We start from the raw sequence: 14,115 nt of genomic DNA, 5'->3' as shown, positions 1-14,115 counted from the left end.
CGCATATGCCAGACCATAATTCACAGAGCCCCTCTGTCGCAGACCTGACAAAATAGGTGCCGCAATGTATGGCCCAAGCGCGCGTAATCTGACCTTCCGATGAGCCGAAGCCGAAGATGAGCCGAGGGGTCAAAACCATGCCAGCATTGGAATCGGCTGCGCTCGGGCTTGCACGAGCCGTAGCCAGCCAAGCCGCAACCCTCTGGCTCAGCCATCGACGCGACCGGACAGAAAGCTCAAGTCAACTCTCCGACCTGATCACAATGCAATTCCGGGACCGTTTTCAACGGCGCAAGGCAGAGCTACAACTCGAAAGCATGGCATCCGACATTGCCGAGCGCATAGAGCAGCTATTCGAAGCCGAGGGTACACCTATACCCAGCAACGAGGCCATCGCCGCAATTGACGTCGTTTCCCAGACGTTACATCGCGACGCCCTGAGTGACAAAACCCTACTCGCAGCCAATGCAGACCCATCTGCATTGATTCGAGTTCTCAAGCCCGAGTTAACGAAGAACATAGACGCATCGGGTCTCGGCGAAGGCGCCGCGCGGATGGCAGAGATCGTTTTGCAAGACTGCGTTAGATGTTATGTAGAACTCGTTCGCCACCTTCCGGCCTTCAACAACCGCGCGAGCCAGGAGACACTTGCACGGTTGTCGCAGATTTCCGCAGACCTCTCGGCTCTTCTGTCAATGATGCCACCATTACGATCCGCCGAGAGTATCCACGTTGAAGATCCACAACTGGCGCTGGACCACTACATCAGCTTCATCTCTGCACATTACGACCACCTTGGTCTGTTCGGGGTGGATGTTCGCAACTTCAGCCCAGAGACGACGCTAAGCATCGCTTACCTAAACTTGGCCGTCTCTGGACCAGATTCCATTACGCGAAAATTCCCCCGCCGGCGCCCTACAAATCAGTCATTCCTCAGCAATACGAAAGGTGCGCACGAGGAGACGACTGGACTTCGAGTCGAGTCCGCCCTGAGCAAAAGCAATCGCATTCTAATTAGAGGCGAAGCTGGTTCAGGAAAAAGTACATTGCTGCGATGGCTCGCAATCACCGCTGCCCGTCGCGAGTTCACAGGCAATCTGAGTACGTGGAACGGCAAGGTACCGTTCCTGGTCAAGCTCAGAAGCTATGCCGATCGCGCACTTCCCGCCATTGGCAACGAACTGGGCGAAGATATAGCGAACTTTGGATCGGATCTACCCGACGGTTACGTAAATCGTCTATTCTCGGACGGTCACGCAATCTTGCTCGTTGACGGCGTCGACGAACTTATCAAGAACCAGCGCATTGCAGTGCGAGGATGGCTACGAAGAATCCTCGACCAGTATCCAGATGTGGTCGTCGTTGTCACGTCTCGACCCACTGCAGCGCCAGCACGGTGGCTCACGAATGAGGGATTTACCGCACTAATGCTGGAGCGGATGACTCCAGCGGACATCGCGGAATTTGTCCATAGGTGGCATCGTGCGATCAAAGGGGCCCACCATCTGCCCTGCGAGGTAGACGACCTACCGCGTTACGAACGCCGTTTACTCGCTCGGCTGGATGCCAACCATCATTTGCGCGGCTTGGCAACGAATCCGCTTATGTGCGCGATGCTCTGTGCCCTCAACCTCGACCGGTCCGACGACCTGCCACATGATCGCCTTAGCCTTTATAGAGCCGCATTGGATATGTTACTCGAACGGCGTGATGCCGCACGTAGCGTTCCGGCTTATCGCCGAATAGCCCTAGGCGCCCAGTATTCCATGGCCCTCCTGCAAGATCTCGCATGGAGACTGAGCATCGCCGGACACGCGGAACTCGACATAGACCATGCAAAGTCACATGTCGAGCGCAAGCTTAAGACCATGCCGAAAGTCGATGCACCCGCAGACGACGTCTTCGAGCACCTACTTGATCGCAGCGGCATCCTAAAGGACATTGCAGAAGACCGTATCTCCTTTGTTCACCGCACCTTTCAGGAATATTTGACAGCCAAGGAGATCGCCGAGGAAAACTACATCGATATGTTAATACAACACGCTAGTCGAGATATGTGGCGAGAGACAGTCATTATGACAGCCGGCCACGCAAGCACAGAGTACCGGCACCGGTTGATTAATGGCCTGCTGGACAAAGCTGAGAACGCAAGTCGCAAACAAGCACGATGGTTGCGGTTACTTGCCGCAGCTTGTATCGAGACTTCGACCGCACTCATACCAGAGTTGCTAACCCGAATTGACGAAAATCTAGCCATTCTTGTACCGCCTAGAAGCGTTTTGGAGGCCCGTTCATTAGCCCTCGCTGGCGAACGGGTCATCGATCTCCTCCCGGATGACGCTTCAGTTCTGTCGGAAACCGCCGCTCGCGCCGCAGTAAGCACAGTTTCATACATCGGAGGACCTAAAGCATTACGCAAGTTGGCCAGGTACGGCACAGATGGCAGAACATCAACCGTAGAAGCCTTGCTTGATGCCGCAAATAGTTTTGAACCCGAGGAGTACGCGCGCGCCGTACTCGCGGATTCACCTTTAAGTAATGGATTCATTAATGTCAATGACTGGACGTTTCCCATGCTTCCGCATCTTCGGAGGCTCACCGGCGTGCGGGCGATGGTCGAGGACGTCGATGCATTCCTGAAGTTGTTGCCCCCGGTCCAACGACTGGAAATCTTACATCGTAGAACCTTCCGCAAAGGCGACGCGCTAAACTTGGCAAGCTTGACCGGGCGAATCAATATAGAAGACCTTATCGTCGAGCCATTTGCGCACGCGGACACTATCCCGGCAGACCTAATTGGACTCAAGCGGCTCGTGCTCTATAGCGTATTCTCTGACACGTCCAAAATGGACCTCAGTTGGCTCAGCAACTTCCCGCATCTGGACTCTCTTCACCTTGGCGAATTCATTGGCGCGCGCAGCATGAGCCCTCTATCGGGACTTAGGTCCCTGTCGTCGGTAACGCTCAACGCGAGACTAGATCGCAAACCATTCGGCAACGTCAAGTTCATTGCCGACATGCCACAATTGGAGTCGCTTGGAATTAACGGATGTACGGATGAAGACATTCTGAACATAGTCGCCGCGTCACAGGCAAAGTTATCTTATCTACAGCTCATGAGGCTTAATATTCGCAGCCTTGATTTGAGTCCTATCGCACGTCTTCCCTTGACACACCTGGACATCGATTCATCTGCTAGCTACGTGGATCTAGGCCCGCTTGCCGGAAACCACACCATCGAGACGCTCGACATTCGTAACTGCAGATCAATGAGCGACCTTTCTCCACTTGCTTCCATGCATAGGCTAACCGATGTATATTTGTACGGCATACCCGACCTAGACCTCGCACCGTTGGCAGGATTGAGTCGACTCACCGTTTGGGCATACGGAAATGAGCTCAGAAATTCTTCCGGGGTGCGCGTGCAATCATACTAATGACTTTGCATTTCACCTCTATTAGCGCACGTGGCACCATCTCCAATTCGCGCCCCATTTGGCCAGCCGTCGACTTCTACATAAGCGTGCGTAGGATGCGGTTCAAGTGAGCCCGGTCCGCCATGTTCAGACTGTCAAAAAAGCGGCTGGCTTCCGCGCGACGGGCAGCTTCGATCGCCTGCGCAGTTTCTCGGCCTGGGCTGGTGAGGGCGACCAGGGTAGCGCGGCGGTCGGCGGGGTCGGGGCGGCGTTCGACCAGGCCGCGGGCCTGGAGGTCGTCGACTACCTCGGTGGCCGAGCGCGGTGCGATGCGCAGCTGCTCGGCCAGCTCGTTGAGGCGCAGCGCCTCTTGGCGGCCCAGCACGTTCAGCGCGCGCGACTGCGACGGCGTGATCTGCCACGGGGCCAGCGCGTCCTTGGTGAGGTGCCGCAGGCGGCGGGCGACCGCCCAGAAGGCCTCCGACAGGCCCGCTTCCTCGTTCTCGTCCACGGGAATACCGTATCAGTGGTTGCTGTTGGAACCTCATGTTGAGGTAACCTCAGCATTTACCTACGGAAGGACCCATCCCTTGGACAGCCCACAGATGGAACGAGGAGGCCGCCGCGGCGGCCCGCACACCGTCACCGCCGAGGAGAAGGCGCAGGCCCGCGAGGTCTCGCTGCGCCGCATCGGCGGCCTGTTCACCGCCCACCGCTGGCAGCTCGCCACCGTCACCGCGATCATCGTGGCCTCGTCCGTGATCGCCATGGCCACACCGTTCCTGCTGCGCGAGGTCATCGACGTCGCGCTCCCCCACGCCGACCTCACCCTGCTGATCTGGCTGGTGCTGGGCATGGTCGCCGTCGCCGCGCTGACCTCCGCGCTCGGCGTCGTGCAGACCTGGATCTCCACCACGGTCGGCCAGCAGGTCATGCACCGGCTGCGCACCGACGTCTTCACGCACCTGCACCGGCAGTCGATCGCGTTCTTCACCCGCACCCGCACCGGCGAGGTGCAGTCCCGCATCACCAACGACATCGGCGGCATGCAGGCCGTGGTCACCTCGACCGCCACCTCCGTCGCCTCGAACCTCACCACCACCGTCGCCACCGCCGTGGCCATGGCCGCGCTGTCCTGGCAGCTGTCGCTGGTCTCCCTGGTCGTGGTGCCCCCGGCCGTCTACCTGACCCGCCGGGTCGCCCGCATGCGCCGTACGATCACCGCCCAGCGCCAGCGCGAGCTGGCCGACCTCAACGTCACCATCGACGAGGGCCTGTCGATCAGCGGCGTGCAGCTGAGCAAGACCACCGGCACCGGCCCCGCGCTCGTCGAACGCTTCGCGACTTCGTCGGCCCGCCTCATCGACCTGGAGCTGCGCTCGGAGCTGGCCGGCCGCTGGCGCATGGCCTCGATGAGCATCGTCTTCGCGGCCATCCCCGCCGTCATCTACCTCAGCGCGGGCCTGCCCGCGACCGCCGGAACGCTGAGCATCGGCACCCTGGTCGCGTTCACCGCGCTGCAGGCCAACCTGTTCAGGCCGCTGATGGGCCTGCTCAACGTCGGAGTATCGCTGACCAGCTCGCTGGCCCTGTTCGCCCGCATCTTCGAATACCTGGACCTGCCCGTCGACGTCGACGACCCCGCGCACCCGGTCGAGCTCGACCCCGCCCGCGTCACCGGCCACCTGCGTCTGGAGGACGTCACCTTCGCCTACCCGGGCACCGGGACCGCCGCCGTGGCGGGCGTCAGCCTCGACGTGCCCGCCGGCACCTCGCTGGCCCTGGTCGGCGAGACCGGATCGGGCAAGAGCACCATCGCGTCGCTCATCGCCCGGCTCCACGACCCGTCGGCTGGGCGCATCACCGTCGACGGCGTCGACCTGCGCGACCTGCGGCTGGCCGACGTCGCCCGGATCGTCGGCACGGTCAGCCAGGAGACCTACCTGCTGCACACGACGATCAGGGAGAACCTGCGCTACGTCAAACCGGACGCCACCGACGCCGAGATCGAGCAGGCCGCCCGCGACGCGCAGATCCACGACCTGATCGCCGGGCTGCCCGACGGCTACGACACCGTCGTCGGCTCGCGCGGGCACCGGTTCTCCGGCGGTGAGAAGCAGCGCCTGGCCATCGCCCGTACGCTGCTGCGCGACCCGCGCATCCTGGTGCTCGACGAGGCCACCAGCGCCCTGGACACCCAGACCGAGCGAGCCGTGCAGCGCGCCCTCGACGAACTGACCCGCGGGCGTACCACGATCACCATCGCGCACCGGATGTCGACCGTGCGCGACGCCGACCAGATCGCCGTGCTCGACCACGGCCGCATCATCGAGTCCGGCTCGCACCGCCGGCTCGTCGAGGTGGGCGGCCGCTACGCGGCGCTCGCCGGGTGACCGGAAGACTGGACCCATGACCCGGCACCGCTTCCACGGCGACGAGACCCGCTTCGACGTGCTCGCCGAGTACGTCACCACCCGGTTCCCGCAGGCCCGCTACGTCGCCGACGTGGCGGGCGGCCAGGGCATGCTGACCCGGCTGCTGCGCAAGCGGTTCGGCCTGGAGGCCGAGGTCGTCGACCCGCGCGGCTGGACGCTCAAGGGCGTACCCGCCCGCGCCGAGCCCTATTTGGCCACGCTCGCCGACTACTACGACCTGATCGTGGGCCTGCACCCGGACGAGGCGCTGCGCGAGGTCGTGGACTCGGCCCGGGTCCGCCCGGTGCTCGTCGTGCCCTGCTGCAACTTCTGGGACCGTGACCGCAAACTCGGCCGCGACGAGCTGATGAACGCCATCACGGCCCACCACCGCGCGCTGGGCGGCCAGGTCGAGCACGTGGAACTCGCCTTCCGCGGCCCGAAGAACCACGCCCTGGTCCTGCTGCCGCCGCAGTGACCGAGCCGCCTATCGGGCTCGGCTGCGCCGTCGTGCCAGGTACAGGTGGAGCAGGGTCACTCCGGTGATCAACACCGCGACGGCCACCGCGATGACGATGATGACGATGCCGGACAGCGCCACCATGCCCTCCAGTTCGCCTGCGAGGAATGCGACGAGCATGAGCACCGTGACCACCACGGCCGCCAGCCAGGCGACACTGGACAGTCCGATCAGGATCTTGCCGAGCAGCGTATGCGTGCGCCGCGGTGCTGAGTCTGGCATGCGCGGCAGCGTAACGCTTCGCGTCGAAGGGCCGCAGCGGCTACGGCCCTTCGACGCGCGGGCGGCTCAGTCCGTGGCGATCACGATGACGCTGTCGCCCGCGTCCAACTGCACCATCCGGGACCGGCGCGGATTGAGCACGACGCCGTAGAACGGGGGCTGGTCGGCGTCGTCGCGGCGGCGGAAGCCGATCGCCGACTCGCCGCGCCGCCGGGCCGACTCCACCACCGTCGCGAAGGTGATCTCCGCGCCGGGCTGGACGTAGTCACCGGCGGGTTTGAGGTGGATCTCGGCCCCCGAGGCGTCGAACAGGTCGGCGAACACCTCGTACAGGTGCCGGTTCTCGGCCAGCTGCGTCATCAGCAGGCTGATCAGCCGCGCCGAGACCACGAAGTCGTCGGCCTTGGTGACCTGGGCGACCTCGCGGTTGCCGTCGTCGTTCATCTCGGTCACGATCGAGTACGGCTCGCCCAGGTTGACCTCGATGTCACGCAGGTGCAGCAGGGTCACCAGGGTGCGGTCGTCGGCGTGGTCGGGCTCGGCGGTGTCGTCGGACAGCACGATGATGTTCTGGTATCCGCCCAGCTCCATGGCCTCCAGGTCACGGCGGCTGGTGGGCTGGCAGCGTTTGTGGCCGACGGTCACGTTGGCCCGCTGCGCCGACAGGGCCTCCTCCGGCGCGAGCGGGGCGGCGACGTCGAGCACGGAACCCGGCTCGGCGAAGCGGTCCAGCAGGTCCAGCACCCGGTCGGCGCGCGAGTTCCAGCCGACCATCAGCGTCCGGTCCGGTGCGCGCTTGCTGTCGGGCACCAGCACGATCGCGTCGCTGTGCACCCGGGCCGGGTCCGCGGCCAGCTCGATCAGCAGGTCGTCCTCGGCGATGAGGATGACCTCGTCGCCGTCGGCCAGCACGGTGTCCATCGGCGGGTTGACCGTGATGGCCCCGTCGGCGCGGCGCAGGCCGATCGGCGCGCCCGCCTCGAACGCGCCGAGGATCTCCCCGTACGCCCGGCCGGCCAGCGACGGCTCGGACCTGATGTAGATCTCGTTGCCGGCGAAGTCGAGCAGGTCGGTGCAGACGGTCGACAGACCCGACTGCCGGTGCGACTGCACGACCATGCGTACGGCGATGTCGTCGGCGTCGACGATCAGCGCGTGCCGCCCGCCGGCCAGCTTCGCCGCGGCGACGTTCGCCGACTCCTGCACCGCGGCGACCACGTGCGGGCGCGCCTGCGGCCAGGGACGGTTGTTGAGCAGCAGCAGCACCTTGATGACGTCGATGTCGGGGTCGTCGCCGGCCGGCGACAGCACCATGACCGCGCGGGCGGTGTCGAGGCTGACCAGGTCGAGATCGGTGCGCTTGAGCGGGCTGCCGGACCGGCACACCACCCGGGTACGGCCGGTGTCGCCGACGCGGGCGCGGATCTGGTCCTCCATCTCGACCTTGTCCCGGTCGGCGAGCACGATCACGCTGCTGCGGCGCGAGCTGCGGTTGGCTGCGGCGAGTTCGCTGACGACCGTGAACACCTGGTCGGACCAGCCCAGCACCACGATGTGGCCCTGGGCGATCACCTGCGAGCGGCCCTTGCGCAGGTTGGTGATGGCGTCGTTGAGGCCGGTGGTGAGCACGCCGATCAGCGAGCTGACGAGGAAGATGCCGCCGATGGTGACGACGAGCATGAGTCCGAGGTAGAACGGCCCGCCGCCGTCGGCGCCCATGGTGCCCGGGTCCAGGGTGCGCAGCACGCTGCGCCACAGCACAGCCGCCCAGCCGCCGTCGATCCGGGTCTCCGTCGGCGCGAACAGCGCCGCGAGTCCGGTCACGACACTGATCAGGATCAGCGACGCCAGGCCCAGCCAGCCGATGAGGGCGGGGGTGCCGCGGTCCATCGTGCCGTCGAACCAGACGCGTACGCGTCGCCGCACTCCCAGCCGCACCACTGAGGTTCCTCCCACCGCCGCCGCTGCCGGCCGCTCCTCGAATGTCGCATTAGCAGAGACATCCTAGGAGCGGCCGTGATCCGGCCCGGCCGTCGGGTGTCACCGGCCGGGCGAGGCCTGCTCGTGCTGCCGCGTCACGTGCAGGTGGGGCAGGTGCAGTTCGGGCGGCTCGGGCGGGAGGTCCTCGACGCCGGTGGCCACCGCCTGCTCGTGGCGGCGGTGCGCCGAGGGCAGGGCGAGGGTGGCGACGACGGCCAGCACCGCCACCCCCGCGCAGACCCAGAACCCGGTGCTGAACGCCGTATCGGTGGGCAGGCCCCGCGGGGTGCTGTTCGACGTGATGACGGCGGCGACGACGGCCGAGCCGATGCTGCTGCCGATGGTCCGGGCGATGGTGTTGACGCTGGTGGCCTCACCGGTCTGGGTGGCGGGCACGCTCTCGATGATGGCGTTGGACATCGCTGCGAACGCCAGGCCGATGCCCGCGCCGACGAGCAGCCCGGAGACGACGACCTGCCATTCCACGTCGTGCGCGAGGGCGGGCAGGGTGAAGCCGCCGACGACCGCGACCGCGCCGAGGAACATCGGCAGCTTCGGGCCGAACCGGCGGACCAGCAGGCCGGCGAGCGGTCCGAACAGGACCATCGACACGACGGTGGGCAGCAGGAACAGGCCCGCCTCGGACACCGACTTGCCGTAGCCGTAGCCGGTGGCGGCGGGCAGCTGCAGCAGGGTGGGCACGAGCAGGAACGAGCCGAACATCGCGAAGCCGAGGATCAGTGCGACGAGGTCGGTGGCCCATACGCCGCGGATCTTCATGAGGCGCATGTCGACGAGCGGTTCGGCGACCCGCAGTTCGATCACGACGAACAGGATCAGGGTGACCACGCCGGCGGCGAGCAGGCCGATGGTCTCGGCGGAGCCCCAGCCCCAGGATTGGCCCTTGCTGATGGCGAGCAGCAGGGACACCAGGGAGACCGACAGGACGGCCGTGCCGAGCAGGTCGAGCTTGCCAGGCTTGCGCACCGGCGACTCCTGCATCCCGAAGATCGCGCCGAGCAGCGCGATGACGACGAGCGCCAGGGGTAGCCAGAACAGCCAGTGCCAGGACAGGTGCTCCACGATCGGCCCGGCGGCCACGATGCCGACGCCCGCGCCGACGCCGAAGATGGCCGACAGCAGGCCGACGGTGGCGCTGACCTTCTCGCGGGCCAGCTCGTCGCGGACCATGCCGATCGACAGCGGCATGATGGCGCCGGCCGCGCCCTGCAGGGCGCGTGCGACGACGAGCACGGCCAGATTCGGGGCGAGCGCGGCCAGCAGCGTGCCGACCGCGAGAACGGCCAGCACGGCGATGAGGACCCGGCGCTTGCCGACCATGTCGCCGAGGCGGCCGAGCACGGGCGTCAGCACCGACGCCGACAGCAGGTACGCCGTGAGGACCCAGCTCGCGCTGGCGGTGGTGACGTTCAGGTCGTGCGCGATGGTCGACATCGCCGGGGCGACCAGGGACTGCAGCACCGCGAAGGCCAGGCCGCCCAGTGACAGGTACAGCACCAGCGTGGTGGCGTTGGTGTGGCGGGCCGGGCTCGGCTCGCCGCCGGTGACGCCGACGGCGCCCGGCCGCACGATCGTCTGGGTCATGGAACGCCCCCTGGAGCATGTTGTAAACATCTGCTGACTTGGCGAGTATTCACCCTCCCCGGCGTCGTCAACAGTTGCTTACATCACTTGTAAGCAGTTGTTTACGTCACGTTCCGGGGCCGCTATCCTGGTTCCGGAGCGAGAGGAATCCATGGCGACGAGCAGTCCGCGCACCTCCACCACCGGCGAGGCCGGGCAGCGCCGCCGCGACGCGGCCGGCACCCGCCGGCTGCTGCTGGACGCCGCCCGCCGCCGCTTCGCCGCCGACGGATACACCGGCACCACCGTGCGCGACATCGCGGACGAGGCCGGTGTGAACGTCGCGCTGATCAGCCGCTACTTCACCTCCAAGGAAGGCCTGTTCGAGGCGTGCCTGGTCGGCGCGGTCGACGAGCTCAGCCACGCAGTGGACCCCGACGTGACCCTCGACCGGCTCCCCGAGACCATCGCGACGCAGCTCGCCGGCACCGGCCGCGGCGGCAAACCGAACCAGTTCCTGCTGCTGCTGCGCTCCTCCGGCGACGAGCGGGCCGACCAGATCCGGCGCAACACGGTGCACTCCTTCGCCGAGCGCCTGGCCAGGGCCGCGGGCTGGCACCCCGACCACCCCGACGCCGACAGGCTCATGCTCAGAGCCCAGATCGCGCTGGCCACCGGGTTCGGCATCGTCCTGCTGCGCACATCGACCGGGCTGGAGCCGCTGTCCTCGGCAGGGCGTGTGGACCTGGTGGGCCCGATGCGGGACCTCGTCGACGGCCTGCTGCGCGAGCGCGACGCGAGGTGAGCGCCCCGACGATGCGCGCCGCGGTGATCACCGCGCCGGGCGAGTGCTCGGTGCAGCGGGTGCCCGCCCCGCGCGCGGCCGCGGGCGAGGCCGTCGTGGACGTCGAACGGGTCGGGGTCTGCGGCACCGACGTCGAGTTCTTCACGGGCGAGATGGCATACCTACACGAAGGGCATGCGCAATTCCCGATGCGGCTCGGCCACGAGTGGGCCGGTGTCGTGCGGGCCGTCGGCGACGGCGTCGACCCGGGCTGGATCGGGCGGCGCGTCATGGGCGACACGATGCTCGGCGACGGCACCTGCCGCCGCTGCCGTCGCGGCCGCCAGCACGTCTGCGCCCGGCGGCAGGAGGTCGGCATCCGCGGTGGCCGCCCCGGCGCGCTGGCCGAGCAGCTCGCCGTGCCGGTCGCCTCGCTGCACGAGCTGCCTGACAGCGTCGACCCGGCGCTCGGAGCGCTGGTCGAGCCCGGTGGCAACGCCCTGCGTGCGGCGCGGGCGGCCGAACTCACGCCCGGCGACCGGGTGCTCATCCTCGGACCGGGCACCATCGGGCTGCTCACGGCGATGTTCGCCCGCGCCGCGGGAGCCGAGGTGCACGTCATGGGCCAGACCGGTGCGTCGCTGGACTTCGCCCGCTCCCTGGGCTTCGCCAGCGCCTGGACCGAACAGCAGCTGCCTGACCTGCCCTTCGACGCGGTCATCGACGCCACCAACGCCGCCTACCTGCCGGCCCGGGCGCTCGACCTCGTCGAACCGGCCGGCCGGGTCGTCTACATCGGCCTGGCGGGCGCCCCCAGCCACATCGACACCCGATGGCTGGCACTCAAGGACGTCACCGCGGTCGGGGTCCTGTCGGCCTCACCCGGCCTCGCCGCCACCATCGCCGCGTTCGCCGCCGGACAGGTGGACCCGCGGCCGCTGGTGGCCGCCACGGTCGGCCTCGACCAGGTCGGAGCGGTGCTCGCGGGCGAGCGCATACCCGGGGCGGGTCCCGGACCCAAGTTCCACGTCGATCCGCGCGCCCGCTGACGGCGGCCGGATTCACCGAACCGGGCGGGACCGGACGATCCCGGTCCCGCCCGGTCGGCGGCCTACGACGCCGTGCAGGTGTATCCGCTCGGCAGCTGGGTGTTGCCGTTGGGCCGGCTGACCTGGTAGCCGAAGTTGGCCACCGAGCCGCCCGGCGGGATCGTGCCGTTGAAGCTCACGTTCCGGGCGGTCACAGTCTGGCCGCTGGTCGTGACGGTCGCGTTCCACGAGCCGGTGACGGCGTGCCCGGCGGGCAGGGTGAACGTCAGCGTCCAGCCGTTGACGGTCGAGGTGCCGTTGTTCATGACGGTCACCGGCTGGATGACGTAGCCGGTCGCCCACTGCGTCTGCACGGTTCCGGTCGCCGAGCAGCCCGACCCGGGCGGGGGCGGTGACACGCTGGGCGAAGGCGGTGCGCTCGGCGAAGGCGGTGCGCTCGGCGAGGGCGGTGCGCTCGGCGAGGGCGACGTGCTCGGGGACGGCGGCGCGCTGGGCGACGGCGGGGTGCTCGGGCCGTCGGACAGCGTGGGGGTCTGCCAGTCCCGCCACTCGGCGAGGTTGCCGGCGGCGCGGCTGGAGATCCGCATCGCGCCCGGCGCGTTGCCTGTCTTCAGCAGGAACTTCTGAATGTTCTGCTGCAGCGGGGTGCTCCACTCCGGCCTGGTGGCGCAGTGGCTGCCGTTCTGGATGTCGGACCAGTAGGTGATGTTCTCCCCGGCGCCCAGCGCCTTGTAGACCTCCGCGCCGCCCAGGGCCGCGACGCTGGCGGACTTGGGGCCGAGGTTGACGATGTGCGGGTTGTCCATGATGAACAGCCCTCGCGGAGCGACCATGGCCACCATCTGGTGCGTGTCGACCGGCAGGTTGTTCGGGCTGCCGGTGAACGAGCCGAACGCGTCGCCCAGCCACGGCTGCTCGCCGTACGCGCTGCTCAGGCTCTGTGCGCCCTCGCCGGGAATGCCGCGGAAGATGGGCACGCCGGCGCTGCCCGACTCGATCGGCATGGTCAGCGCGATGCGCTGGTCGAACGCGCCGACCACGAACGCGCCCTTGCCGAATCGCGAGCACCCTGTCACGCCCATCGCGTCGGCCTTGAGGATGCCGCCGCCCGACTGCGCGACGACGTCGATGATCCGGCTGACGCCCCAGGACCAGGCCATCAGCAGCCCCGTGCTGCTGGTCGCGCCGTAGATGGTGTAGAACGCGCCCTGCTTGTTCGTGCGCGGCGTGCCCTCCCGGCCGACGGCGTACGGGTCGTAGTTGATGACCGCGGCCCCGGCTGCGCGGATCGCCGCGGTGTCCGCGCCGAACCCGCCGAGCACGACGACGGCCGGGAACGGCCCGGAGCCGCTGGGCAGCTGGACACTGGCGGAGAAGCTGGAACTCCTGCCGTTGTGCGTGACGTTGACCGTGATGCTCGTGCTGGAGACCGTCCCGGTGACGCTCGCCGGCTTGGCGGGCTTCTCGCCGTAGACGTACCGCTCCGCGAGCTTCTTGGTCTCCTCGCGGCGGCACCGCCAGTCGGACTTGGCGGTGATGCGGGTGCCGTCGATCTTCCGGAACGGGTCGGGGAGCCTGCTGTTGGCGGTCAGCGAGCCGGGCAGCGTCACAGGGCAGTCGGCGCCCTCGTCCTCGACGGCCGCGACGAGCGCGGCCTCGGCGGGCGCGGTCGTCGTCAGCACCGCCACCGCACCGGTGACCGCGAGTGCTGTCACGGTCAGCGCGACGACCGCGATCACCGATCTTCTCCCTGGAACAGTTCGCATGCGGGCTCCTCCTTGCCGCTGGACGCGCTCACGTATATCGATGGACACGCTCCCACAACGTTTCGGCGATTTCAAGGGAAGGTTTCAACGAAATTCCGGAAACGTTTCGAAGCAGCTCCATGAATGGCCGAAGCTACCAGCAGACTTTCCCCGCCAGTACCGTCGAAAGTTTCGGTTTGGGTATGAAAAATATCGATGGCAGCGATCGACCGTCGTGTCCATCACGGAGGGTCACCCAGTAGGCTGCGGGCAGTCTGCCGATCGCACGTTCGTCCGCTTGCGGATGCCATGGCGCCGGTGCTTTGATGCCGCGGGAGCCGGACGCGTCACACCGCCGTGGAGCACCCCCCACGAGGTGGCGGAAGGGTGCGAGAATGCCG

Annotated in this window: 10 protein-coding genes; 5 read left to right on the top strand and 5 right to left on the bottom strand. The window is 67.0% G+C overall.

Going from position 1 to position 14,115, the window contains the following annotated elements; genetic code table 11:
- Positions 1-137 precede the first annotated feature (137 nt).
- Complete coding sequence (locus tag AB0B66_RS30635; protein WP_360536473.1) at positions 138-3,437, top strand: NACHT domain-containing protein; 3,300 nt, start codon at positions 138-140, stop codon at positions 3,435-3,437.
- A 76-nt stretch (positions 3,438-3,513) separates the two neighbouring features.
- Here the strand turns inward: AB0B66_RS30635 and AB0B66_RS30630 are convergent, their stop codons facing one another.
- Positions 3,514-3,927, bottom strand: a complete 414-nt coding sequence (locus AB0B66_RS30630) for a MarR family transcriptional regulator (RefSeq protein ID WP_360536471.1) — start codon at positions 3,925-3,927, stop codon at positions 3,514-3,516.
- Between the two features lie 94 nt (positions 3,928-4,021).
- On the opposite strand from AB0B66_RS30630, the gene AB0B66_RS30625 reads away from it, so the two are divergent.
- Positions 4,022-5,809, top strand: a complete 1,788-nt coding sequence (locus tag AB0B66_RS30625; protein ID WP_360536519.1) for an ABC transporter ATP-binding protein — start codon at positions 4,022-4,024, stop codon at positions 5,807-5,809.
- A 16-nt stretch (positions 5,810-5,825) separates the two neighbouring features.
- Entirely contained in the window at positions 5,826-6,308 is a 483-nt protein-coding gene (locus AB0B66_RS30620) for a hypothetical protein (protein WP_360536468.1), read from the top strand.
- A 9-nt stretch (positions 6,309-6,317) separates the two neighbouring features.
- On the opposite strand, the gene AB0B66_RS30615 is transcribed toward AB0B66_RS30620, so the two are convergent.
- The 3 genes from AB0B66_RS30615 to AB0B66_RS30605 all read right to left on the bottom strand — a co-directional run bounded on the left by AB0B66_RS30615 (position 6,318) and on the right by AB0B66_RS30605 (position 10,157).
- The gene (locus AB0B66_RS30615) at positions 6,318-6,572 is read right to left on the bottom strand and encodes a hypothetical protein (protein WP_360536466.1); all 255 of its coding nucleotides are present in this window, start codon (positions 6,570-6,572) and stop codon (positions 6,318-6,320) included.
- 66 nt (positions 6,573-6,638) lie between these two features.
- Complete coding sequence (locus AB0B66_RS30610; protein ID WP_360536464.1) at positions 6,639-8,513, bottom strand: hypothetical protein; 1,875 nt, start codon at positions 8,511-8,513, stop codon at positions 6,639-6,641.
- Between the two features lie 99 nt (positions 8,514-8,612).
- Positions 8,613-10,157, bottom strand: a complete 1,545-nt coding sequence (locus AB0B66_RS30605) for an MFS transporter (protein ID WP_360536462.1) — start codon at positions 10,155-10,157, stop codon at positions 8,613-8,615.
- 151 nt (positions 10,158-10,308) lie between these two features.
- On the opposite strand from AB0B66_RS30605, the gene AB0B66_RS30600 reads away from it, so the two are divergent.
- Entirely contained in the window at positions 10,309-10,941 is a 633-nt protein-coding gene (locus AB0B66_RS30600) for a TetR family transcriptional regulator (RefSeq protein WP_360536460.1), read from the top strand.
- Positions 10,938-11,969 carry an alcohol dehydrogenase catalytic domain-containing protein gene (locus tag AB0B66_RS30595; RefSeq protein ID WP_360536458.1) on the top strand — a complete coding sequence of 344 codons (1,032 nt, stop codon included), beginning with the start codon at positions 10,938-10,940 and terminating at the stop codon, positions 11,967-11,969. Before AB0B66_RS30600 ends, AB0B66_RS30595 begins: the two co-directional genes overlap by 4 nt.
- Before the next feature lie 62 nt (positions 11,970-12,031).
- Here the strand turns inward: AB0B66_RS30595 and AB0B66_RS30590 are convergent, their stop codons facing one another.
- Positions 12,032-13,708, bottom strand: coding sequence for a cellulose binding domain-containing protein (locus tag AB0B66_RS30590; RefSeq protein WP_360536456.1), 1,677 nt, complete (start codon positions 13,706-13,708; stop codon positions 12,032-12,034).
- Positions 13,709-14,115 lie beyond the last annotated feature (407 nt).

It is taken from the genome of Catellatospora sp. NPDC049111, assembly GCF_040648615.1.
Classification (GTDB): domain Bacteria; phylum Actinomycetota; class Actinomycetes; order Mycobacteriales; family Micromonosporaceae; genus Catellatospora; species Catellatospora aurea.
Note: the sequence above shows the minus strand (reverse complement) of the source record. Positions and strands in the feature narration are given on the sequence as shown.